This is a genomic window from Polaromonas sp. P3_B4 (genome assembly GCF_056402835.1).
The window spans coordinates 2,563,950-2,585,951 of sequence record NZ_JBFUGQ010000001.1 but is presented as its reverse complement, the minus strand read 5'-3'; the positions used below and the strand labels follow the sequence as shown (position 1 = coordinate 2,585,951).

General features: G+C 62.4%; 20 protein-coding genes. 7 read left to right on the top strand and 13 right to left on the bottom strand.

The window, feature by feature from the left end:
* Nucleotides 1-405, bottom strand: coding sequence for a tautomerase family protein (locus tag AC1DVV_RS12295; protein ID WP_477701791.1), 405 nt, complete (start codon nucleotides 403-405; stop codon nucleotides 1-3).
* Between the two features lie 133 nt (nucleotides 406-538).
* On the opposite strand from AC1DVV_RS12295, the gene AC1DVV_RS12290 reads away from it, so the two are divergent.
* The 4 genes from AC1DVV_RS12290 to guaD all read left to right on the top strand — a co-directional run bounded on the left by AC1DVV_RS12290 (nucleotide 539) and on the right by guaD (nucleotide 4,086).
* A complete protein-coding gene (locus AC1DVV_RS12290; RefSeq protein ID WP_477665508.1) occupies nucleotides 539-1,423 on the top strand; it encodes a LysR substrate-binding domain-containing protein in 885 nt (294 codons plus the stop codon).
* A gap of 260 nt (nucleotides 1,424-1,683) precedes the next feature.
* Nucleotides 1,684-2,319, top strand: a complete 636-nt coding sequence (gene queE, locus AC1DVV_RS12285) for a 7-carboxy-7-deazaguanine synthase (protein WP_457279860.1) — start codon at nucleotides 1,684-1,686, stop codon at nucleotides 2,317-2,319.
* A 23-nt stretch (nucleotides 2,320-2,342) separates the two neighbouring features.
* Entirely contained in the window at nucleotides 2,343-2,705 is a 363-nt protein-coding gene (locus tag AC1DVV_RS12280; protein ID WP_457280955.1) for a 6-pyruvoyl trahydropterin synthase family protein, read from the top strand.
* 88 nt (nucleotides 2,706-2,793) lie between these two features.
* Entirely contained in the window at nucleotides 2,794-4,086 is a 1,293-nt protein-coding gene (gene guaD / locus AC1DVV_RS12275) for a guanine deaminase (protein ID WP_457279861.1), read from the top strand.
* Here the strand turns inward: guaD and AC1DVV_RS12270 are convergent.
* The 8 genes from AC1DVV_RS12270 to urtA all read right to left on the bottom strand — a co-directional run bounded on the left by AC1DVV_RS12270 (nucleotide 4,083) and on the right by urtA (nucleotide 11,689).
* Nucleotides 4,083-4,769 carry a hypothetical protein gene (locus AC1DVV_RS12270; RefSeq protein WP_457279862.1) on the bottom strand — a complete coding sequence of 229 codons (687 nt, stop codon included), beginning with the start codon at nucleotides 4,767-4,769 and terminating at the stop codon, nucleotides 4,083-4,085. The two genes, guaD and AC1DVV_RS12270, sit on opposite strands and share 4 nt — an antisense overlap.
* Before the next feature lie 254 nt (nucleotides 4,770-5,023).
* Nucleotides 5,024-5,365 (bottom strand): zinc ribbon domain-containing protein, encoded by a 342-nt coding sequence (locus AC1DVV_RS12265; protein ID WP_457279863.1) that lies wholly within the window; start codon nucleotides 5,363-5,365, stop codon nucleotides 5,024-5,026.
* An 18-nt stretch (nucleotides 5,366-5,383) separates the two neighbouring features.
* Nucleotides 5,384-6,613: a formamidase gene (gene fmdA / locus AC1DVV_RS12260; RefSeq protein ID WP_457279864.1), complete on the bottom strand. Its 1,230-nt coding sequence runs from the start codon at nucleotides 6,611-6,613 to the stop codon at nucleotides 5,384-5,386.
* Between the two features lie 43 nt (nucleotides 6,614-6,656).
* Nucleotides 6,657-7,346, bottom strand: coding sequence for an urea ABC transporter ATP-binding subunit UrtE (gene urtE / locus AC1DVV_RS12255; RefSeq protein ID WP_457279865.1), 690 nt, complete (start codon nucleotides 7,344-7,346; stop codon nucleotides 6,657-6,659).
* A gap of 25 nt (nucleotides 7,347-7,371) precedes the next feature.
* On the bottom strand, nucleotides 7,372-8,115 hold the full coding sequence (urtD, locus tag AC1DVV_RS12250) for an urea ABC transporter ATP-binding protein UrtD (RefSeq protein WP_457280956.1): 744 nt from the start codon (nucleotides 8,113-8,115) through the stop codon (nucleotides 7,372-7,374).
* A 33-nt stretch (nucleotides 8,116-8,148) separates the two neighbouring features.
* Nucleotides 8,149-9,336 carry an urea ABC transporter permease subunit UrtC gene (gene urtC, locus AC1DVV_RS12245; protein ID WP_457279866.1) on the bottom strand — a complete coding sequence of 396 codons (1,188 nt, stop codon included), beginning with the start codon at nucleotides 9,334-9,336 and terminating at the stop codon, nucleotides 8,149-8,151.
* Between the two features lie 45 nt (nucleotides 9,337-9,381).
* Complete coding sequence (gene urtB / locus AC1DVV_RS12240; RefSeq protein ID WP_457279867.1) at nucleotides 9,382-10,296, bottom strand: urea ABC transporter permease subunit UrtB; 915 nt, start codon at nucleotides 10,294-10,296, stop codon at nucleotides 9,382-9,384.
* A gap of 130 nt (nucleotides 10,297-10,426) precedes the next feature.
* Nucleotides 10,427-11,689 carry an urea ABC transporter substrate-binding protein gene (gene urtA, locus AC1DVV_RS12235; protein WP_457279868.1) on the bottom strand — a complete coding sequence of 421 codons (1,263 nt, stop codon included), beginning with the start codon at nucleotides 11,687-11,689 and terminating at the stop codon, nucleotides 10,427-10,429.
* A 232-nt stretch (nucleotides 11,690-11,921) separates the two neighbouring features.
* On the opposite strand from urtA, the gene AC1DVV_RS12230 reads away from it, so the two are divergent.
* Nucleotides 11,922-15,296, top strand: coding sequence for a hybrid sensor histidine kinase/response regulator (locus AC1DVV_RS12230; protein WP_457279869.1), 3,375 nt, complete (start codon nucleotides 11,922-11,924; stop codon nucleotides 15,294-15,296).
* Nucleotides 15,289-16,182, top strand: coding sequence for a response regulator (locus AC1DVV_RS12225; protein ID WP_457279870.1), 894 nt, complete (start codon nucleotides 15,289-15,291; stop codon nucleotides 16,180-16,182). Before AC1DVV_RS12230 ends, AC1DVV_RS12225 begins: the two co-directional genes overlap by 8 nt.
* Before the next feature lie 47 nt (nucleotides 16,183-16,229).
* On the opposite strand, the gene AC1DVV_RS12220 is transcribed toward AC1DVV_RS12225, so the two are convergent.
* Complete coding sequence (locus tag AC1DVV_RS12220; RefSeq protein WP_457279871.1) at nucleotides 16,230-18,446, bottom strand: PAS domain-containing protein; 2,217 nt, start codon at nucleotides 18,444-18,446, stop codon at nucleotides 16,230-16,232.
* A 297-nt stretch (nucleotides 18,447-18,743) separates the two neighbouring features.
* Between AC1DVV_RS12220 and dcd the strand changes: the two genes are divergently transcribed.
* Nucleotides 18,744-19,316: a dCTP deaminase gene (gene dcd / locus AC1DVV_RS12215; RefSeq protein ID WP_457279872.1), complete on the top strand. Its 573-nt coding sequence runs from the start codon at nucleotides 18,744-18,746 to the stop codon at nucleotides 19,314-19,316.
* Nucleotides 19,317-19,388: 72 nt separating this feature from the next.
* On the opposite strand, the gene AC1DVV_RS12210 is transcribed toward dcd, so the two are convergent.
* The 3 genes from AC1DVV_RS12210 to AC1DVV_RS12200 all read right to left on the bottom strand — a co-directional run bounded on the left by AC1DVV_RS12210 (nucleotide 19,389) and on the right by AC1DVV_RS12200 (nucleotide 21,856).
* A complete protein-coding gene (locus tag AC1DVV_RS12210; protein WP_477665514.1) occupies nucleotides 19,389-20,273 on the bottom strand; it encodes an alpha/beta hydrolase in 885 nt (294 codons plus the stop codon).
* 129 nt (nucleotides 20,274-20,402) lie between these two features.
* The gene (locus AC1DVV_RS12205) at nucleotides 20,403-20,825 is read right to left on the bottom strand and encodes a universal stress protein (RefSeq protein WP_457279874.1); all 423 of its coding nucleotides are present in this window, start codon (nucleotides 20,823-20,825) and stop codon (nucleotides 20,403-20,405) included.
* A 125-nt stretch (nucleotides 20,826-20,950) separates the two neighbouring features.
* Entirely contained in the window at nucleotides 20,951-21,856 is a 906-nt protein-coding gene (locus tag AC1DVV_RS12200) for a delta(1)-pyrroline-2-carboxylate reductase family protein (protein ID WP_457279875.1), read from the bottom strand.
* Nucleotides 21,857-22,002 lie beyond the last annotated feature (146 nt).

Sequence of the window (22,002 nt, the reverse complement as noted above, 5' to 3'; positions counted from 1 at the left end):
TCAGTCAGGACCGGGCTGTTGCACCAGCGCCATGGCAAACTTGCCGCCGCCCACCGACCAGTCCGAATAGTCGTTTTCATGCATGAAGATGAAAACGTCATCGGCGGCAACACCGGCGTTGGTCTTTAAATTGCGCGCGATGGCCGCATAGAGTGCTCGCTTCATCGCGTCGCTGCGGCCGCGCCGCATCGTGATCTCGACGACCACCGGCTGCTCTGAACGTGCCATGCCGTTGAAGCTTCGGTTGAAGAAGAACTGCTGCGCATCGTAGCTGCTGACCGAATTAAAAAGCTCGTCTTCAGGCATGCCAATGCTGTCGACCAGCGCCTGGTGAATCCCGTCGACGATGCCTTGCCGTTGTTCGAGGCTGGTGCTGTGGTGGACGCTGGTGCGGACAAAAGGCATGTGATTTTTCCTCAATTTAAATAGATGGTGGTGAATTGAAGCTTTCACCGAGGTTGCTCGAATTCTGACAATCAATGACCGTCAGGAAAAGCGATTTGTTCGCAAGTCATATGTGCCATAAACTCACATAATGATGAAGCGCCATCTCCCACCTTTGAATGCCCTGCGTGCCTTTGAAGCCGCTGCCCGGCTGGGTCGCATGACAGCTGCGGCCGAGGAGCTGTCGGTGACCCCCGGCGCCATCAGCCGGCAGGTGCGCCAGCTGGAGCAGTCCCTGGGCGTGCCGCTCTTCGAAGGTGCCAAAAACAAGCCACAACTGACCGCTGCCGGCGCCGCGCTGTGGCCGGCCCTTGCCGCTGGGCTGGACCAGATGGAAGCCGCCGTGCGTGAAGTGCGCAGCAGCGAGGCCGGAACGCTGGACGTTTCCTGCTTCAGCACCTTCACCGTCAAATGGCTGATTCCGCGTCTCTATGACTTTAATGCGCGCCATCCCGATATCGACGTCCGGCTCAGCGCCGCCGAGCGTGTGGTCGATGTGGACCGTGACGGTTACGACCTCGTCATCACGGTAGACGGGCGGGGCAGCGAAAAATCGGGCACGCTGCTGCCGCTGTTTGTGGAGCGCCTGGGACCTGTCATGGCGCCTGCGCTCGCCAATCAGGCGAATGTGCGTGAAGCGATCGACCTGGCCCGCTTGCCGCTGCTGCACACCCGAACGCGGCGGGATGCCTGGCAGATGTGGTGTGAGTCGCGCGGCCTTGCCCTTCCTATTCAGGACGGTCCTGAGTTTGAGCACTATTACTTCACGCTGGAGGCGGCAGTGGCTGGCCTGGGCGTTTGCATTGCGCCCTGGCACCTGGTGATGGACGATATCCGCGCGGGACGGCTGGTGGCGCCGCTGGGCTTTGAGGAAAGCAGCTACCAGTACGTGGCCAGGCGCCGGGCCCGGGCGAATGTGCGGCTGGACAAATTCTGCGATTGGCTGGAAAAACAGGCACACGAAGCTCCCGCGCCCTGAAGCCGCTATTGGCCGGTAAATCCCCCGAAATCCCGCTATTGGCCGCTGGCCGTTAAAATCAGGGCTTGCGTGCTGCCTCGGCGCGCCGGCATTTGCTTTGTTTCCGGGGCCATGTAGAGGACTACCATGTATAAAAACCTCGCGACCCCCGGTCTTTCGGCCTCAGTGGGCGCCTGTTTTATTTCTCCCGCTCAATGTCTCCCTTCGCCCCGACAACTGCCTGTGGCGCGCCGCGGCTATGGCGCTGCGAAAGCCGCGCCATGAGCTACCAGGTCAAGGAAATTTTCTACACGCTGCAGGGCGAGGGCGCCAATGCCGGGCGGCCGGCGGTGTTCTGCCGTTTTGCTGGCTGCAACCTGTGGACAGGCCGCGAGCAGGACCGTGCCACGGCCGTCTGCCAGTTTTGCGACACTGACTTTGTAGGTACCAACGGCACATTGGGCGGCAAGTTTGCCGATGCCGATGCGCTGGCCCAAAAAATTGAAGCGCAGTGGCCGGCGGGCGACAGTGCCCACCGCTTTGTGGTGATGACGGGCGGCGAGCCCTTGCTGCAGGTCGATGCCGAACTGATCGCCGCGTTGCATGCGCGCGGCTTCCAGATTGCGGTGGAAACCAACGGCACCATTGCCGCGCCCCAGGGCATTGACTGGATCTGCGTGAGTCCCAAGGCCGGCGCACCCTGGGTGCAACGCGCGGGTCAGGAGCTCAAGGTCGTCTGGCCACAGCCAAGTTTCGACCTGGCCGAACTTGAGGCTGCCGACTTCACTCACCGCTACCTGCAGCCCATGGACAACCCCCAGCGCCAGCAGAACACCGAAACCTGCATCCAGCTGTGCATGGCACGCCCGGCCTGGCGCCTGAGCCTGCAGACCCACAAAATCACGGGCATCCGATGAAAAAGCTCCCCACGCCAGAACCCATGCGCTGCGAGATCAGCCAGACTTTCTACTTTGACGCGGCGCACACCCTGAAGCGCGTCATCGAGGCCGACAGCAGCAAGCGCGTGCATGGCCATACCTACAACGCCGAGGTTTTTGTCGCTGGCGAGCCCGATGCGGCCACCGGCATGGTGATGGACCTGGGCCTGGTGCGGCGCGAGATTGAGGTGCTGCGCGAGGAACTGGACCACCACCTGCTCGACGACGTGAAAGATCTGGGCCCGCCCACGCTGGAAAACCTGTGCCAGTTCATCTTCCGCAAGCTGGACGCACGCCTGCCGGGCTTGACTTCGGTACGGGTCTGGCGCGCCTCGCTGGGCGACGGCTGCCGTGTGAGCCGCTGAACCCGGCTGTCCGGCTGGCAACAAGCCCAATAGGCCTTATCGGGTTTTGAATATTCAGCCCGCCGGTGACTGGGTTAATCTTGCAGCCATGAAAGCCTATCGCGCCGCCCTCCTGTACTTTGCCGCGCCTGCGCAGGCCGTTTATGAGGCTGATGGCCTGCTGGTGACCGGACCCGATGCCGAAGGCCGCCAGGTGGTGCAAGCCGTCGGCAGCTACCACGCGCTGGTTTCCGGGTTTGCCGAGGTGCCCACCGAACACCTGCCGGGCCGCCTCATCGCGCCGGGTTTTGTCGACATGCACGTTCACTATCCGCAGCTGGACGTGATCGGCTCGCCTGCCGAAGGGCTGCTGCCCTGGCTTGAAAACTATACTTTTCCAGAAGAAAAACGCTTCGCAAGCAAGGACCACTGTGCGCAAGCAGCTACGTTTTTCATAGCAGAACTGCTTCGCAACGGGGTCACCACGGCACTGGCCTTCGCGACCTCGCATGTGGAATCCGTCAACGCGCTGTTCGCCGAGGCACAGAAAAACCAGTTGCGCCTCATGACCGGAAAATGCCTGATGGACCAGAATGCCCCGGACGGCGTGCGCGACGAAGCGGTGCAAAGCTTGCAGGACACCGAAGCGCTGATCCAGCGCTGGCATGGCGTAGACCGGCTGGGCTACGCCATCACGCCGCGTTTTGTGCCCAGCTGCAGCGAAGCACAGCTGCGCGGTGCCGGCGAGCTGGCCGCGAAATACCCGGACGTGTGGATCCAGTCGCACGTGGCCGAGAACAAGGACGAGATCGCCTGGGTGCGGCAACTCTATCCGGAGGCGCGCAGCTACCTCAGCGTCTATGAACAGTTCGGACTGCTGCGCCCGCGCGCCGTATATGCGCATTGCATCCACATCGACGACGAAGACCGCGCCCTGATGCGCGGCACCGGCACGGCGGCAGCCGTGAGCCCGACCAGCAACCTGTTTCTGGGCAGCGGTTTTTTTGACTACGAGGGTGCAGACCGCATCGGTTTCCCCTATGGCCTGGCCAGCGACGTGGGTGGCGGCACCTCGTTCAGCCCTTTCCACACCATGCTGGCGGCCTACTACGTGGGAAGAGAGGGGCAGACCAAAACCGGCCTGTCGCTCAAGCCGCAGCACCTGTGGTGGCAGCACACGGCGGGTGCGGCGCGTGCACTGGGCCTGGAAGGCGTTGTCGGTAACCTGCAGCCCGGTTGCGAAGCAGATTTTGTCGTGCTCAACCTCCAGGCCACGCCGCTGCTGGCGCGCAAGACGGCGCAAGCCGCCAGCCTGGACGAGCTGCTGTTCGCACTGATTGTGCTGGGTGACGACCGGGTGATTGAAAAGGCCGTGATTTCCCAGGCGGGCGGCGCAGCCTAGCAGCCGGCCCGGTCGCGTTCGGCTTCCGCGTCGCGCCGGCGCTGGTTCAGGCTTTCCATGGCAGCCACACTGCCGCCGCTGCGCTGGCTCTTCTGGATGCCCTCAATTTTGGTGTTGATGCTGCTGCAACGCCTCTTTTGCGATTCGGCGGATCGCAGCGCGGAGGCATCGCCGCCCTGCGCAGCCTCGACGGCCCTGGATTCCATGGCCTGAGGCCGCGCAGGCGCGACGCCTGGCGCCGGACTGCCGGGCAGTTTTCCCACGGCGGCCAGCGCCGCCGCAACCTCCTGGGCATGTTTCTTGGCCGCGATGCAGTCGGCTTCGATGCTGGCACGAACTTCCGGTGCGGTGCCGCGTTTGCCGTAGACCTCGGTGATCAGGGTTTTCTCTTCTTCCGAATAGGCGGCGGCCCTGAGTTTTTCCGCCTGCGCTCCCGCTTCGCGAGACCAGACAATTTTCTGGGAGTCGATGCCGCGTTGCCGGCACTGTGTGTCCGTGCCCGCGCTGGCGACGGGTCGGGGGGCATTGTCGAAATTGCGCACTTCAGTGCCCGGTTGCACCGTGTCGCAGGGGCGGTCCTGGTAGACGTTGCCGCAGCGATGCATCTTCTGCGCCTGTGCCCCGGCGCCAAGCAGCATCAGCACGGTCCCTGCGGCGATCCCCATCCAAGTTTTGCAGTTCATTGCCGCTCCCCCTGTTGTGTAGTGATGTGCCATTTAAGCACACCGCCAGAGGGTGTCCACGGCCCGCTTTGGCCAGGATTTCGGGTTTTCGGGACTGTGGGCAGGCAGACTTCTATAAGAGGAGCATCACACAGGGTTATGGGAAAAGAACGCAATCAGCATCAAAAGCGACAAATGGATACGCCGCGCCGACGGTGACCTTGCCGCTTGAAATATCGCCGTGAATCATGTCGTGCTCCTTGTGAAGGGTGTCCTCAGTGGCTGATCATCCAGGGGCGTTTGCTCGGAAAAGCTTTATTGCCATTGGGTGCGGTCATCGTGGCTCCGCGCTTGCCGCTGGAGCAGCAGCCGCATCCGGCCGGATGCTTGAGCCGCGCGTAGTCGCCCGAGCGCTTGGGCTCATGGCGGGCCCGCTCGTTGGTGTCCATCGCGCGCCGCGCGTCGTCTTCCATCAGCGCCAGCGAGGGCGCGACGGACAAAATGCGCGCGGCTGGGCCGCCGCACACCGGGCAGGCCGCCGCCTGGTTGCGCATGGAAACCGAGCGCAGCGCGTCGAAGCTGCCGCACTGCGGGCAGTCGTAGTCGTAGGTGGGCATGGTGCTTCCCCTGGGGTTTTAACGCAGGTCGGGCGACAGCGGCATGCTGATCTTGCCGTCGATGTGCTTGACCGGTCCCGATGCGTTCGGGTTGATGTCGAAGTCGAAGATGCCGGTCGGCAGCCACAGCGTGGCGCAGGAATTCGGCACGTCGACCACGCCGCTGATGTGGCCTTGTACCGGCGCCGTGCCCAGGATGGAATACGCCTGCGCGCCCGAGTAGCCGAATTTCTTCAGGTATTCGATGGCGTTAAGGCAGGCCTGGCGGTAGGCGACGTTGACGTCCAGGTAGTACTGCTTGCCGGCCTCGTCGACCGAGATGCCTTCAAAGATCAAATAGTCGTCGTAGCGCGGCGTGATCACGCTGGGCTTGAAGATAGGGTTCTTGATGCCGTACTTGGCCATTCCGCCCTTGATCAGAGTGACCTTCATGTGCACCCAGCCGGCCATCTCGATGGCGCCGCAGAAGGTGATCTCGCCGTCGCCCTGGCTGAAGTGCAGGTCGCCCACAGACAGGCCCGCGCCGTCGACGTAGACCGGGAAGTAGACCTTGGAACCGCGCGACAAATCCTTGATGTCGCAGTTGCCGCCGTGCTCGCGCGGCGGCACGGTGCGCGCGCCCTCGGCCGCGGCCTTGTCGCGCGCCGCGCCCGTCATCTTGCCCATGTGGGCGGTGCCAGCCGAAGGCGGGTTGGCGAGACCCGTGCGCGTCGGCTCGCTGTCGATCAGCGCCTGTTCGCGCGTGTTCCACATCTCCAGCATGGCTTTGTCGGGCAGGCAGCCTATCAGGCCGGGGTGGATCAGCCCGGCAAAGTTCACGCCCGGCACGTGGCGCGAACTCGTGAACATGCCCTTGAAGTCCCAGATCGATTTCTGCGCTTCGGGGAAATGGTCGGTCAGGAAGCCGCCGCCGTTCTTCTTGCTGAAGAAACCATTAAAACCCCAGAGGCTGTCCTGCTTGGCGCCTATGTCCAGCAGGTCGACCACCAGCAGGTCACCGGGTTCCGCGCCCTTGACCCCGACCGGGCCTGACAGGTAATGCACCGTGGAAAGGTCGATGTCGCGCACATCGTCGGCGCTGTCGTTGTTCTTGATGAAGCCGCCGGTCCAGTCGAAGGTCTCCAGGATGAAATCATCGCCCGGGTTGACCCAGCAGGCCATGGGGATGTCCGGGTGCCAGCGGTTGTGGATGTTCTCGTTGAGGGTGGGCGACTTCGTCAGGTCAACCTTGATCAGCGTGTCGGTCATGCCATATCTCCTGGTGGTGATGAATAAAGGAAGGAAAGGAAAATCAGACGGAAAGAAACTGCTTGATGCGCGCCGTGTCGGTGCCGGCGCGTGTGCTCTCGTGCACCAGCTGTCCGCCCTCGATGACGAAGAGCCGGTCGGCCACGTCCATCGCGAAGCTCAGCACCTGCTCCGACACCACAATCGTGATTTCGCGCATCTTGCGGATCTCGTTGAGCGCACGCGCGATGTCCTTGATGATGGAAGGCTGTATGCCCTCGGTCGGCTCATCGAGTAGCAGCACCTTGGGGTTGGTCACCAGCGCGCGGGCAATCGCCAGCTGCTGCTGCTGGCCGCCCGAGAGGTTGCCGCCCTTGCGGCCGCGCATGTCGAAGAGCACCGGGAACAGCGCGTAGATCTCGTCCGGGATCTGCTTGTGTTTGGCGTTCTCCAGGCCCGTCAGAATGTTTTCCTGCACCGTCAGCGTCGGGAAGATCATGCGGCCTTGCGGCACGTAGGCCACGCCCTTTGCGACGCGCTGATAGCTTTCGTCTTTCGAGATGTCCAGGCCGTCGACTTCAATCGTTCCGGACTTGAGCGGCAGGATGCCGATCAGCGACTTGAACAGCGTGGTCTTGCCCATGCCGTTGCGGCCCATGATGGCCACGGTTTCGTTTTTCTTAGCGGAGAAGGTGATGCCGTGCAGCGCCTCGCTCTGGCCGTAGCTGACGTGAAGGTTGTTGACGTTGAGCATGGTGGTTCCCTTGATGCTTTGGTGCTTAGTGGCCCAGGTACACGTCGATCACGCGGGGATCAGCCTGTACTTTTTCCATCGACCCTTCGGCCAGAATCTTTCCCTGGTGCATGACGGTCACCTTGTCGGCGATGCGCTTGACGAACTCCATGTCGTGCTCGATGACGATCATGGCGCGGCCCTTGCAGATGCGCTTGAGCAGCTCGGCCGTGAGCTCGCGCTCACGCACGCTCATGCCGGCGATCGGCTCGTCCAGCATCAACAGCTCAGGGTCCTGCATCAGCAGCATGCCGATCTCCAGCCACTGCTTTTGCCCGTGCGAGAGCAGGCCGGCTTCGGTATCCACCTGTCCGTCCAGTCCGATCTCGGCCGCCACGGCCTGCACGCGGGCCTTGACTTCCTCGCTGCGTTTGAAGAACAGCGCACCGAACACACCGCGCCCGCGCGGGAAAGACACTTCCAGGTTCTGGAACACGCTCAGGTTTTCGTAGATGGACGGTGTCTGGAACTTGCGGCCTATGCCGGAGCGCACGATCTGGTATTCGGGCAGTTTCGTCATCTCGGCGTTCTTGAACTTGATGCGACCGTGGCTGGCGCGGGTCTTGCCGCAGATCAGGTCCAGCAGCGTGGTCTTGCCTGCGCCGTTGGGGCCGATGATCACGCGCAGCTCGTTCTGGTCGACGTAGAGGTTCAGGCTGTCGATGGCCTTGAAGCCGTCGAAAGACACGGTCAGGTCTTCGACCGACAGCACGAAGTCGTTGGGGGTCATGGCAGGAGCGATCATGGTGGCTTCCTTGGGTGTTCAGGTCTGCTGGCCGGTCAAGCCAGCGGGCAGCGGGGGCGTTGCTTGGGCCGCAACCGGCGGGGGCGCCATGGGCGGGGCGGCAGGCGGGGCGACTTTCTCGCGGCGCGTGAAGCGCTTGGTCAGCCAGGGTTTGACGCGCTGCGTGTAGACGCCGGCCAGGCCGTCGGGGAAGGCCAGCACCACGCCCAGGAACATGGCGGCCATCAGGAACAGCCAGAGGTCGGGAAAACTCTCGGAGAAATAGGTTTTGCCGAAGTTCACCAGCAGCGCGCCGTAAACCGCGCCCACCAGCGACATGCGCCCGCCCACGGCGGCGAAGATCACCATCTCGATCGACGGCACGATGCCGACCAGAGAGGGCGACATAAAGCCCACCTGCAGGGTGAACATGGCACCGCCCACCGCCGACAGCATGGCCGCAAAGCAGAAGGCGAAAACCCGGAACATGGCCACGTCGTAGCCCGAAAAGCGCACGCGGTCTTCCTTGTCACGCATGGCCAGCAGCAGTGTGCCCAGTTTGCTCTTCTGGATCCAGGTACACAGCACGATGGCGCCCAGCAGCAGGCCGGCGGTGAGGAAGTAGAGGATGTACTTGGCGCTGTCGGTACGTGTGTCCCAGCCCAGGATGGTCTTGAGGTCGGTCATGCCGTTGACGCCGCCGGTGTAGCCCTGCTGGCCGATGATGAGCACCGTGAGGATCAGCGCCACGGCTTGCGTAATGATGGCGAAGTAGACGCCGCCGACACGCCGCTTGAACATGGCGTAGCCGATGATGAAGGCCAGCAGCGTGGGCACGACCAGGATCAGCAGCAGCGTCAGTGGGAATGACTGGAAAGGCTTCCACCAGATCGGCAGCGCGGTGATCTGGTTCCAGTCCATGAAGTCGGGAATGCCGGGTGTGGACTGGATCTTGGTGGTGATGGGGTCGCTGGCTTCAAGCTTCAAAAACATCGCCATGCCGTAGCCGCCCAGGCCGAAGAACACACCCTGGCCCAGGCTCAGCACGCCGCCGTAGCCCCACAGCATCACCAGGCCCAGCGCGACGAAGGAATAACTGAGGTATTTACCCACGAGGTTGAGGCGGAACAGATCCAGCGCCAGCGGAAAGGCCACCAGCAGCACCAGGGCCAGCAGGGCGACGTTGCCCAGGCCGTTGCGCACTATCCATTGCTTGAGGCTGTTCATGAAAAACTCCGGTTGTCTAGGTTGCCGTGGGAATGGAATGAAAACTCAGCGCCGCACCTTGGAGGCGAACAAGCCCTGCGGGCGCAGCATCAAAATCGTCACGATGGTCATCAGCGTCAGCACCTTGGCCATGGAGCCGGTCATGAAGAACTCGGCGATGGACTGGGTCTGCGCGATGCCGAAGGCCGAGACCACGGTGCCCAGCAGGCTGGCCGCGCCGCCGAAGGTGACGACCAGGAAGGCGTCGACGATGTAAAGCGAGCCGCTGGTCGGGCCGGTGGAGCCAATCGTGGTGAAGGCCGCGCCGGCCACGCCGGCGATGCCGCAGCCGATGGCAAAGGTCAGGCGGTCGGTCTTCTTGGTGTTGATGCCGGTGGCGTTGGCCATCACGCGGTTGGCGACGGTGGCGCGCACACGCAGGCCCCAGCGCGACTTGTGCAGCGCGATCAGCACCCCGCAGGTCACCACCAGCGTGAGCGCCATCACGAACAGGCCGTTGATTGGGATGTCCAGGCCGGGCGCCGGCGCCCAGGAGCCCATGAGCCAGTCGGGCAGGGTGGGGCTGACTTCCTTGGCACCGAAGGTAGTGCGGAAGATCTGCTGCATGCCCAGCGACAGGCCCCAGGTGGCTAGCAGGGTATCGAGCGGGCGTTTGTAGAGGTGGCGTATGAAAGCCCATTCGGCCAGCCAGCCGACGGCGAAGGCGAAGATGAAGGCCGCCGCGATGGCGAAGGGAAAGTAGGCCTGCACGAAACCCGGTGCGTAGGTTTCGGACAGGTGTGAAAACAGGTAGATGGTGTAAGCGCCTATGGTCATGAACTCGCCATGCGCCATGTTGATGACGCCCATCTGGCCGAAGATGATGGCCAGTCCCAGGCCCATGAGCAGCAGCACGGAAAACAGGCTGAGCCCGGCAAAGCCTTGCATCAGGCCGATGTTGAGCATTTCGGAAAGATTCATGGCGGGGCTCCGGTGCGGCGGGTGGGTCGAATGCCAAAAAGGCAGGTGTCTGTGAGGAAGAAAAGAAGAAGCCCCTGCCGGCTCACCCAGCCATAGGGCGGAGTGAACCGGTAGGAGCCAGCGTCAACGCTTACTGGTAGCCCTTGGGGAAGGGATTGGGTTCGATCAGTGCCGTTGATTCGGCCACCACCTTGAACTGGCCGTCCGGTTGCGCCTGGCCGATGCGGGCCTTGCTCCACAGGTGATGGTTTTCGTGCAACTTCACGTAACCTTCGGGTGCGGTCTTGAGCTCGATGCCGGTGGAGGCCGCGGCGATCTTGTCCACGTCGAAGCTGCCGGCTTTTTCAACCGTCGCTTTCCACAGCCAGGGGCCGAGGTAGCCGGCCTGTGTCACGTCGCCGATCACCGCATCCTTGCCGTACTTGGCTTTGAAGGCCGTCACAAAAGCCTTGTTGTTGGGGTTGTCCAGCGACTGGAAGTACTTCATCGAAGCGTAGAAGCCCTTCATGTTCTCGCCGCCTATGCCCAGCACCTCGTCTTCGGTGACCGAGATGGTGAGCAGGAACTGCTTGTCTGCCGTCACGCCCGCGGCCTTGAGCTGCTTGTAGAAAGCCACGTTGGAGCCTCCCACCACCGCGATGAAGATGCAGTCGGGCTTGGCGACCTTGATCTTGTTGATCAGCGAGTTGAAGTTGGTGTGGCCCAGCGGGTAGTATTCTTCGCCGACGACCTTGCTGCCGGTGAGGTGGCTTTCAATGTGCTTGCGGCCTATCTTCATCGAGGTGCGCGGCCAGATGTAATCGGATCCGACCAGGAAGAAGGTCTTGGCCTTCTTTTCTTTGGAAGCCCAGTCCAGGCCGTAGAGAATTTGCTGCGTGGCTTCCTGTCCGGTGTAGATCACGTTCTTGCTCTGCTCCAGGCCTTCGTAAAAGGTCGGGTAGTAGAGCATGCCGTTTTCTTTTTCGAAGATGGGCAGCACGGCCTTGCGTGAGGCCGAGGTCCAGCAGCCGAACACGGCGGCGACCTTGTCGTTGACCAGCAGTTTCTTGGATTTTTCGGCGAAGGTCGGCCAGTCGGAGGCGCCGTCTTCCTTGATGACCTTGATCTTGCGGCCCAGCACGCCGCCCATGGCGTTGATCTGGTCGATGGCGAGCTGCTCGGCCTGGATGGAGCCCGTTTCGGAAATCGCCATGGTGCCGGTGGCCGAGTGCAACTGGCCCACGGTCACTTCGGTGTCGGTGACGGCCAGCTTTGTGGTGTTGACCTTGGCTGTGGGAAATTGCTGGGCTTGCGCCCAGCCTGGCAAGCCGGCCAGCGGCAGGGCCGCGGCGACGCCCTGCATGAGGCGGCGGCGGTTGATGAAGGAAGATGGATCGCGATCGTCGTTGGACATGCTGGGCTCCTGCGGTTGGTGAAAAGTGAAAACGTGAAAAGTTGAAGGGGAGAAAACTGACGCAATAAAAAGAGGAAGGCTTACGTTCTGGTCAGGTGAATCATGTTCACAAGGGCTGCGCATCCCTATACGTCAATCAACGTAGCCACCTGTCTTGGTGCGTTGCACCAGATGCGGGCACACTTCTTGCGGAACCTGTTGCAGCCAACCGGCCGTTCGACGGAGATCTCTCTTGACTATCGCCACCCAGAAAATTTTTCGTATTCGACGCGAGTACAACGCGTGGGTGGCCGACGAATCCATCGAGGACTACGCGCTGCGCTACACGCCGCGCGGCTTTCGCAAGTGGTCGGAATGGCGCGTGGGCAACACGGCTTTTGGTGCGGTGTCGTTTCTGGCACTGGAGGCCATAGGCGCGGCCATTGCGCTGAACTACGGCTTTACCAATGCGTTGTGGGCCATCCTGGTGGTGGGGCTGATCACCTTTTTCACCGGCCTGCCCATCAGCTACTACGCGGCGCGTTACGGCGTGGACATGGACCTGCTCACGCGCGGCGCGGGCTTCGGTTACCTGGGCTCCACCATCACATCGCTGATCTACGCGAGCTTCACTTTCATCTTCTTCGCGCTGGAGGCGGCCATCATGGCGCTGGCGCTGCAGATGTACCTCGATATTCCCATTGCCTGGTGTTACGTCATCAGCGCGGTGGTCATCGTGCCCCTGGTGGTGCGCGGCATCACGCTCATCTCGCGCCTACAGATGTGGACACAGCCGCTGTGGGGCGTGCTGCTGCTGTTGCCTTACCTGGCCGTGCTGTGGAAGAACCCGCAGGCTTTTTTCGACTTCACCGGCTTGGCCGGGCGCACGTCGGGCAGCAGCGAGTTCGATCCGCTCATGTTTGGTGCTGCCGCCACGGTGGCGTTCTCGCTTGTGGTGCAGATCGGCGAGCAGGTGGACTTTTTGCGTTTCCTGCCCGAAAAGACCCACGTCAACCGCGTGCGCTGGTGGGGCGCGGTGCTGATGGCGGGGCCGGGCTGGATCGTGCTGGGCATGCTGAAAATGCTGGGCGGCGCCTTTTTGGCTTTTCTGGTGCTGCAGCATGAGTTGCCGGCGGCCAGGGCCATGGAGCCGACGCAGATGTACCTGGCAGGTTTTGCGTATGTCTTCAGCAACCCGGCCTGGGTGCTGGCGGCCACCGTGTTGTTTGTGGTGGTGTCGCAGCTCAAGATCAACCTGACCAACGCCTATGCGGGCTCGCTCGCATGGTCCAACTTTTTTGCGCGCCTCACGCACAGCCATCCGGGCCGCGTCGTGTGGCTGGTCTTTAACGTGACTATCGCCTTGCTGCTGATGACGCTGGATGTGTTCTCGGCGCTGGAAAAGGTGCTGGGGCTTTACGGCAACGTGGCCATCGCCTGGGTCGGCGCGCTGGTGGCCGACCTGATGATCAACAAACCGCTGGGCCTGAGTCCCAAGGGCATCGAGTTCAAGCGCGCGCACCTCTACGACATCAACCCGGTAGGCCTGGGCTCCATGCTGCTGGCCGCCACGGCCGGTGTGTTTGCCTACACCGGCGCCATGGGCCCGCAGGCCGAGGCCTTCTCGCCCTTTATCGCGCTGGGCCTGGCGCTGGTGCTGTCGCCGCTGCTGGCCTGGCTCACCGGCGGGCGTTATTACATCGCGCGCAAGCCGCAGGCCATGGGCGCGCCGGGCCAGATGGTGCATTGCCATGTGTGCGAGAACGCCTTTGAGGCCGAGGACATGGCCAGCTGCCCCGCCTACGGTGCGCCCATCTGCTCGCTGTGCTGCACGCTGGAGTCGCGCTGCCACGATCGCTGCAAGACGCGCTCACGCGCGGCCGAGCAGGCCGAACAGTTTTTAAGCACGCTGCTGCCCGGCGCGCTGTCGGGCCGGGTCAACTTTCGCGTCGGCCACTACATGGTGGTGATGCTGTCGCTGTGCGCGCTGCTGGCCACCGTAATGGGCATGGTGTACACGCAGGAAACGGCTTTCCCGCTGTCGGGCGATCTCTCCGGCCTGCTGCGCTCGGCCTTCGTGAAGGTGTTCGCCATGTTGCTGTTGATCGTCGCTGTCTGCAGCTGGTGGGTGGTGCTCGGCAGCGAAAGCCGGCGCATGGCGCAGGACGAGTCGAACCGGCAGAACCAGCTGCTGTCGCGCGAGATCGAGGCGCACCAGCGCACCGACGCGGCGCTGCAGACCGCCAAGGAAGTGGCCGAGTCGGCCAACCAGGCCAAGACGCGCTATGTGGCCGGCATGACGCACGAGCTGCGCACACCGCTCAACAGCATCCTGGGTTATTCGCAGATTTTGCTCAAAAGCGAGGCGCTGGCCAGCACGCCGCGCGAAGCCGTGCAGACCATACAGCGCAGTGGCGAGCACCTGCTGCAACTGGTCGACGGTTTGCTCGACCTGGCGCGCATCGAGGCCGGCCGGTTGCGGCTGGAGCCGATCCCCGTGCCACTGCCCGACTTCCTCGAAGGCCTGGTCAGCATGGTGCGGCCGCAGGCCGAAGCCAAGGGCGTGGATTTTTTCTATACCCACAGCGGCCGTATGCCGGCCTGGGTGCAAGCCGACGCCAAGCGGCTGCGCCAGATCATCATCAACCTGCTGAGCAATGCGGTGATGTTCACCGACACGGGGAGCGTGAAGCTGCATGTGGACTGTCGGCGCGAGGTGATCCGATTCGACGTGGTGGACACCGGTATAGGCATCGCGCCGCAGGACCAGCAGCGCATCTTCCTGCCTTTTGAACGCGGCGCCGCGGGCCGCCGCCGCGGCGAGCCGGGCACAGGCCTGGGCTTGACCATCACCGGGCTGCTGACCGCGCTGATGGGTGGCGACCTGAGCCTGAAGAGCGAGCCTGACAAGGGCAGCACCTTCAGCGTGCGCCTGTACCTGCGCGAGATCGACGATCCCGGCCCACTGGCCGACCCGCCGCACCAGATCGCCGGCTTCTTCGGCAAGCGCAGGACGCTACTGGTGGTGGACGACCAGCCAGTGCAGCGTCAGATGCTGGCCGGCATGCTCACGCCGCTGGGCTTTGATGTGAAAGAGGCGGCCAGCGGGCTGGAATGCATAGACAGCCTCAAGGACGGCGTGCCCGACGCCATCCTGCTGGACATCAGTATGGACGACCTGGATGGCTGGGAAACCGCGCTGCAGATACGCGGCCGGGGTTATGCCGGGGTGCCCATCATCGTGGTGTCGGCCAATGTGTTCGAGAACCAGGCCTCGCGCCTGAAGGCATCGGGTTGCCAGGCCTTTGTCGGCAAGCCGGTGCTCGAATCCGAGTTGATGGACGCGCTGCAGCGCCACCTGGGGCTGGAGTGGGTGACCTCCGTGGTCTCCCCGGCGCCGCTGGCGAGCCCGGCTGGGGAGAGTTCGCTGGGCCTGCCCGAGGAGGCCCGCGCGGGGTTAATACGGCTGGTGAAGCTGGGCCACGTGCACGGCCTGCACCGCCTGCTGGACCGCGTCGCGACCGAAGACCCCACGCTGGCCGCCAGTTGCGCGCGGCTGCGCGGCTTTGTGAGCCGCTGCGAGCTTGAGTTGCTGCTCGATCATTTGACGGAGGGCGTCGATGCTTGAAGCCGCTGAAGAACAACGCCCTGTCGTGCTGGTGGTGGACGACGCTCCCAGCAGCCTGGGCATGCTCTGCGACACGCTGGAAGGCGAGGGCTACACCGTGCTGGTGGCGCGCGACGGCGATTCGGCGCTGCAGCGCCTGGAGCTGGTCGCGCCTGACGCCATCCTGCTGGACGCCGTCATGCCCGGCCTCTCGGGCTTTGACACCTGCCGGCAGATCAAGGCCAACCCCGCCATGGCGCACATCCCGGTGATCTTCATGACAGGCTTGTCGGAGACGCCGCACGTGCTGGAAGGTTTTGCCTGCGGCGGTGTCGACTACGTCGTCAAGCCGCTGCGCGCGCAGGAAGTGGTGGCGCGCCTGCACACCCATACGCGCAATGCGCGCATTACGCGGCTGGCGCGTGAGGCCGTGGACGTGGCCGGCTTCGGCGTGGTGCTGGTCGATGCGCGCGGGCGCATCGCTTGGCGATCGCCCCAGGCGGCCCTGTGGCTGCAAGGCGCCGGAGGCGGTGTGCAGCCGGGGCGGTTGCCCGATGCGGTCCATGCGGCGCTGGAAGGCGACACCGATGAGGTGCTGCTGGCCCTGGCCGGCGTGCAGCTGTCGGTGCGCAACATGGGCCGGGTCGGCATAGGCGAAACCATGCTGTTGCTGGAGCAGCGCGGTGCGAATGTCGCCTCGCCCTCGCGCCTGGCCAATGCCGCGTTGACGCCGCGGGAAACCGAGGTCCTCTCATGGCTGGCCAAGGGCAAGACCAACCGCGACATCGGCGACATCCTGGGCATGAGCCATCGCACGGTGAACAAGCACCTGGAGCACATTTTTGAAAAGCTGGGCGTGGAAACACGGGCAGCAGCCGCGGCACTGGCGACCGGGCATGTCTTTTAAGCCGGCCCAAGCCCTGCCTGGGCGAAAAAAACTTTTTTTTGGCGCGTTCAATGAACCTGCGCGGTTGCGACGGGAATCTCCAGGATGAACGATGCGCCCTGCCCGGGGCCGTCGCTGTGGACTTGCAAGCTACCGCCCATTTCCTGCGCGGCCAGAACGCAGCTGTGCAGACCAAAGCCATGCCCGTTTTTGCGAGTGGTAAAGCCGTGGGAGAAAACGCGCGTCAGGTTCTCCGGTGCAATGCCTTCCCCGTTGTCCGTCACCGTGATGCGCAGAACGGGCCCTTCCAGCAAAACAGCATTGAGCGTAATGAACGGGCGCCTGTCTGTAATCGTGCCAAAAGCCTGCTTGGCGTTGCTGATCAGGTTCACCAGAACCTGCAAAACGCGTTGCCGATCCAGCAAAAGGGTGGGCAACGTTGCGTATTTTTTTTCAACATCCACTTTGTGGCGCGTCAGTGCATCCGCATTCATGCGCAGCGCGTCGTCCAGCAACTCATCCACCTTGGCGGATTCGACGACACGCGGGGTGCCTGCGTATGATTGCTGGGTCGCGATGACCTGTTTGATGTGGTCCACACTGCTGCAAAGTGCGTCGAGTTCTTTCGCGATGGATTCATGCTCTGCCTCCAGTGTCCGCGCCAACTCGCGCAGATAGGCGGGTAACAGCTTGCCCTTGCTGTCCCGCGTCAAAAACTCCCCCAAATCCCCGATGTGGGCGTCCATCAAACCCACAGAGCGGGCGAGCCCCTTGAGCTTGGACGTCCGCAACTGGCTGCCAATCAATTCGGCCGACACGTTGACGCTGTTGAGAACGTTCCCCACGTTGTGCAACACGTTGGTTGCGATCTCTGCCATGCCCGCCAGGCGCGCCGTGGTGAGCAGCTGGGCTTGAACCTCTTCAATTTTTCGTTCCGCTTCCTTCAATTCGGATATGTTTTTCGAAGTCCCGAAGGTCCCGATCAGTGTGCCGTTCCTGTCTCTCCAGGGGCCTTTGGTGGTGAGGTACCAGACGACACGCCCATCAGGATGAACGGTTTTTTCGCTCTTTTCGAGGATGGGCTTCCCCGTCCGGATAATCTCTTCCTCGTCGTGGCTAAATTCACTCGCCCTGTCCTGGCCGTAAATGTCTGCATCGGTTTTACCAATCACATACTTTTCAAACTCCTCCACACTGGCCAAATGCGGTGGAAGTGTCTCCTCACCCATGTCCGGATGTGCTGCGCGATAGCGGCTGATCGATAGCCGCAGGAGGTTGTGAACCTCCGAGCGGCTGACTTTTACCAAACGTGATTTCAGATCTTTGAAGAAGATGGAATCTGGTGAGCTCTCCATCAGCGTAGCCAGCAAATCACGGTGATGCGCCAGCGCTGCTTCAGTCTGCTTCAGGGCAGTAATGTCCTTGGAAATACCGAAGGTACCAATGATGGCTCCGGCTTTGTTGCGCAGCGGCATCTTTGTACTCAGCTTCCAGGATTCATCGCGTCCGTCTTTCCAGGTTTCCTTCTCCACTTTGCCGATGATCGGCTGACCTGTGCGCAGGATTTCCTGTTCATCCTCGTAGGCGGGGCGCGCATGCTCTTCGGAAAAAAAATCGTGATCCGTCTTGCCCACCAGCTCCTCCGGTGATGCCCCAAACTGCAGCGCCTGTGCCTTGCTGCATTTGAGAAAGCGGGACTGCGCATCCTTGAAATAAATGTGATCGGGAGCGTTGTCCAGAAGCGTGCGCAACAAATCCTGCTCGTTGATCTGGGAGGCAGCCGCCGCGCTCCCCTTCTCCGTGGCATCCGCCTCTGGGTGCCCGCCTGGATGAGACCCGGCGAGTTGTTGCAAATGCCACTTCTCTGCCAGGGAGTATGCCGATTGGATGACTTCTACGGGATCATGCGGCGTCTTGAGCACCAGCCACCTGCTATTCATGGCTCCCATGGCTGCGAACAGTGCATCAGAAGAAAAATCCAGTCGCTCCGCGCAAAGCACTATCTGGACTCCCGGATCAAGCGCCCATATTTGAGGTGCTATTTCGAGCGCATTTCCTCCAGCCGTACCAGAAACACCGATAAATGCCACGGTGTAGGGGCGCGAAGCCAGAAGCGACTGTTGTACCAGGGCCAGCGCCTCGCGCGCGTCGCGGGCACCATCCAGTTCGAATTTCCCTTGCACATTCTCATCTTCAACAAGCATGTTGTGGAAGGCATCGTGAATGCCGGGGCTGCTGTCCACGACAAGAATGCGGTCCTTGTTGTGGGTAGATCTTGTTTTCATAGTGGGGCGCCTCGCCTGAACCGGCTTTAGATATGGGACAACGGCACTTCCGCTTGAGCTTGTGCCTGTTATAGGGGCAACGTTACGCGGAATGCGGTGTCTTGACCAGCGGCACTTTCCCCGTCCATGCGTCCGCGGCGCTTTTATCGGATTGTGGGGCAGCGATAGTCCTCAGCCCGTGCCTTTTGCCAACTGGCCCCTTGGTGAGGAAGGGCTGACTGCTTCCGGACTGGCGGTCAATGGGGATGGCACTCCAACCCCAACTTACAATCACAGCCACAACAGGAGCCCCATCCCATGAGCATCAAGAGCGATAAATGGATACGCCGCATGTCCGAACAGCACGGCATGATCGAGCCTTTTGAACCCGGCCAGATCCGCCAGCGGGACGGCCAGAAGATCATCAGCTACGGCACCAGCAGCTACGGCTATGACATCCGCTGCGCGCCTGAATTCAAGGTTTTCACCAACATCCATAGCACGGTGGTGGATCCGAAAAACTTCGACGAAAAAAGTTTTGTCGACTTCCACGGTGACAGCTGCATCATCCCGCCCAACAGCTTTGCGTTGGCCCGCACCATGGAGTACTTCCGCATCCCGCGCAATGTGCTGACCATCTGCCTGGGAAAAAGCACCTATGCGCGCTGCGGCATCATTGTCAACGTCACGCCGTTTGAGCCCGAATGGGAAGGTTATGTAACGCTGGAGTTCTCCAACACCACGCCGCTGCCCGCCAAGATTTACGCGGGTGAGGGCTGCGCGCAGGTGCTGTTCTTCGAGAGCGACAAGGACGACGTCTGCGAGGTCAGCTACAAGGACCGCGGCGGCAAGTACCAGGGGCAGGTTGGGGTGACCTTGCCGAAGGCGTAACGGACATCTACACGACTGATTTGGACGGACGCCTGCAAAGGGCGTCCGTTTTCGTTTCTGCCCTCTACAGCCTCAGGGTTTGGCGACCTGGGGGCGGCTGGCAAAGCCGCTCATGTATTTGATGGCGTCGCCAATGGTGTCGCGCCACACCGGCCATTCATGGTCGCCGTCGACGACGCGGTACTCCACCAGCTTGGGCTGGTATTCAAACAATTTCTGGAACAGGCCGGCCGAGTGGTAGGCAATGGAAAAGGTGTCGTGGTCGCCGCTGTTGATGTACAGGGGTACCACGATTTTTTTGCTTTTGTAGGCTTCCCAGCTGGCGGTGTAGTTCAGGCGGTCCCACGAGGCCTGGTCAAATTTGCCGCCTGCCTGGAACGGCGCCACCTGCATGGCCGAAGAGTGGCCCGGGGGTGTCGGTGAATAGATCGCCGGGCTCAACGCCGCGGCGGAAACAAACAGCTCGGGGTACTTGAAAACGGCGTTCACCGTGCCGAAACCGCCGGCGGACAGCCCTGCGATCATGCGGCCTTCACGCGCGGTGATGGTCCTGAAGTTGGTGTCGATGTGCGGGATGAGCTCCTTGATGAGCGCGGTCTCGGCCTTGTCCTTGTTGCCGTCCACCCACCAGGTGGAGCCGCCGCCCGGCATCACGATGATGGCCGGCTGGACGCGGCCTTCCCTGACCAGCGTGTCCATGGTCGCCTGCACCTGGCCTTTGACCGGCCAGTCATTGTGGTCGCCGCCGTTGCCGTGCAGCAGAAACAGCACCGGGTAGCGCAGCCGGCCGCTCTCATAGCCGTCCGGCAGGTAAATGGTGTAGCGGTAGTCTGCGCTCAAGGCCTTTGAGTTGAAGGACCTGACGGTGACCTCGCTGGCAAACGACAGCGGTGCGCCAGCCGCAACAAGCGCCAGTAAAAACCAGCCCAGCAGTTTGCGAATCGACTTGAACCCCATGCCTGTCTCCATCTTGAGCTCCTTGTTGTGTGAGGGCAAGTATCCGGTAAATCCCGGACGCATGAAAGCGCTCTCACGCAGCGGCTCAACGGATGCCCCGGGGGCGGGACTGGGCCTCGGTGAACCTTGCTACTTGACCAGCAACACCGGAATCTCGCACTCGGCGACCACGCGCTGGGCCACGCTGCCGATCAGCGCGCGGCTGAGCAGGCCCTGGCCGTGTGTGCCCATCACGATAAGGTGCACTTTTTCGCGCTTGGCGGCACGCAGTATTTCAGCGGTGGGCGAGCCAACCACGGCGAGAGTTCTAAACGCCATCTTGTGGCGCTGGAGGAAACGCTCGATCGGCGCCAGCACCTTTTGCGATTCTTCGGCGTGGTAGGCGGTGACGTTGGCCGAACCCAGCATGGTCTTGACGCGCCCCGGCACGGGAGCCTGCACATTGATCACCACCACTTCGCCTTCGGTACCGGCGAGTTCATCGTGGTTGACCAGAAAGGCCAGGGCCTTTTTGGTGTATTTGCTGCCATCGGCGGCGAACAGAATCTTCATGGTTTTTCTCCGGTGTGATCGGATCAGCTTAACACCAGCGCCCTCGTACTGCTGTAGGTGAGCGCCTGTTTTCGTCTTGCAGTCCGGGGAAAATGGCTTGGCTCCAGGTGCCGACTTGGCGCCGTTCAAGCCAGCGCTGTCCGTGCCGCGGCCAAGTCCCAGCCTGCCCAGCCGCAGCTTTTAAACAGCACCGGCCCGGCGGGCTTTTTGGTGTCCTGGCGTATCACATCGCCTAGGCTGGCGAAGCGGGCCACGTCCAGTCCGGCCTGCAGCAGGTCCCCTGCCTCGTGGATGGCATCAGCCGTGTCGACAAACACCGAACCCTTCGCCGCGAAGTATTGGCATAACGCGGCGCTCAGTTCCATCATGGCAGGGGTGAAAGCCCCAACGGCGCTGATGAAGCCGTCAGGCCGGGGTAGCGCGCTGAGGACTACGGCGGCAGCCGGCGTGCAGGTAACGGCCAGCGGGCAGTCGGCCAGCGCAGCATCGGCGTCGTGCACCACGCGGGCGTTCACGCCCAGCGCCTCTGCATGCTGCACCAGGGCCTGGGCGCTGGCGTAGCTGCGCGAAGCGATGCGAAATTCGTGCACGCCCAGGCCTTCGGCATAAGCCTCCAGATGCGCAAGTCCCTGGACACCGGCACCGACGATGAGCATGGGGCCGTGCGTGTTGGGCGCCAGCCGCTGCGCGGCCAGCAGTGAGACGGCTGCCGTGCGCCGGGCGGTGACGGTGGGCCCGTCGAGCATCAGCCGGCGACTGCCGGTGGCCACGTCAAACACCACAACGTCGCCCTGGATAGTGGGTCGGCCGGTGCCGGCATTGCCAGGCGTGAAGGTGATCAGTTTGGTGATCGCGGTGCGGTCGTCCAGCGCCGGCATCACAAACAGGCTGCCGCCCCCGGGCAGGGGTTGCACCACGCGCGGCGGCACCTGGACGGAACTGTCCTTGAGCAGGTGCGTCAGCTCGCTGACCAGCAATGGGTAAGGCAGGCGGGCGGCGGTCTGGGCGGGGTTAAGCAGGGTGGGCGTCATGGGGCGATGGTAAAGCGAGCAGGGAAGTGGAAGGGCGGGACGAGAGGGTGTCAGTGCCCCGCGTTACGTCGCGTAAAAAAATGAAAGGTTTTTATCCTACATATTCCCGGGAAAAGTGCTGGATGGAAACCGCAAACGCTTCCCTA

Coding starts and splice junctions, on each gene's coding strand:
- AC1DVV_RS12200 (WP_457279875.1), bottom strand. CDS start 21,856: ATGACGCCCACCCTGCTTAACCCCGCCCAGACCGCCGCCCGCCTGCCT.
- urtB (WP_457279867.1), bottom strand. CDS start 10,296: ATGAATCTTTCCGAAATGCTCAACATCGGCCTGATGCAAGGCTTTGCC.
- urtC (WP_457279866.1), bottom strand. CDS start 9,336: ATGAACAGCCTCAAGCAATGGATAGTGCGCAACGGCCTGGGCAACGTC.
- queE (WP_457279860.1), top strand. CDS start 1,684: ATGAGCTACCAGGTCAAGGAAATTTTCTACACGCTGCAGGGCGAGGGC.
- guaD (WP_457279861.1), top strand. CDS start 2,794: ATGAAAGCCTATCGCGCCGCCCTCCTGTACTTTGCCGCGCCTGCGCAG.
- AC1DVV_RS12205 (WP_457279874.1), bottom strand. CDS start 20,825: ATGAAGATTCTGTTCGCCGCCGATGGCAGCAAATACACCAAAAAGGCC.
- AC1DVV_RS12220 (WP_457279871.1), bottom strand. CDS start 18,446: ATGAAAACAAGATCTACCCACAACAAGGACCGCATTCTTGTCGTGGAC.
- AC1DVV_RS12290 (WP_477665508.1), top strand. CDS start 539: ATGAAGCGCCATCTCCCACCTTTGAATGCCCTGCGTGCCTTTGAAGCC.
- AC1DVV_RS12270 (WP_457279862.1), bottom strand. CDS start 4,769: ATGAACTGCAAAACTTGGATGGGGATCGCCGCAGGGACCGTGCTGATG.
- AC1DVV_RS12280 (WP_457280955.1), top strand. CDS start 2,343: ATGCGCTGCGAGATCAGCCAGACTTTCTACTTTGACGCGGCGCACACC.
- AC1DVV_RS12265 (WP_457279863.1), bottom strand. CDS start 5,365: ATGCCCACCTACGACTACGACTGCCCGCAGTGCGGCAGCTTCGACGCG.
- fmdA (WP_457279864.1), bottom strand. CDS start 6,613: ATGACCGACACGCTGATCAAGGTTGACCTGACGAAGTCGCCCACCCTC.
- urtD (WP_457280956.1), bottom strand. CDS start 8,115: ATGACCCCCAACGACTTCGTGCTGTCGGTCGAAGACCTGACCGTGTCT.
- AC1DVV_RS12210 (WP_477665514.1), bottom strand. CDS start 20,273: ATGGGGTTCAAGTCGATTCGCAAACTGCTGGGCTGGTTTTTACTGGCG.
- urtE (WP_457279865.1), bottom strand. CDS start 7,346: ATGCTCAACGTCAACAACCTTCACGTCAGCTACGGCCAGAGCGAGGCG.
- AC1DVV_RS12295 (WP_477701791.1), bottom strand. CDS start 405: ATGCCTTTTGTCCGCACCAGCGTCCACCACAGCACCAGCCTCGAACAA.
- urtA (WP_457279868.1), bottom strand. CDS start 11,689: ATGTCCAACGACGATCGCGATCCATCTTCCTTCATCAACCGCCGCCGC.
- AC1DVV_RS12225 (WP_457279870.1), top strand. CDS start 15,289: ATGCTTGAAGCCGCTGAAGAACAACGCCCTGTCGTGCTGGTGGTGGAC.
- dcd (WP_457279872.1), top strand. CDS start 18,744: ATGAGCATCAAGAGCGATAAATGGATACGCCGCATGTCCGAACAGCAC.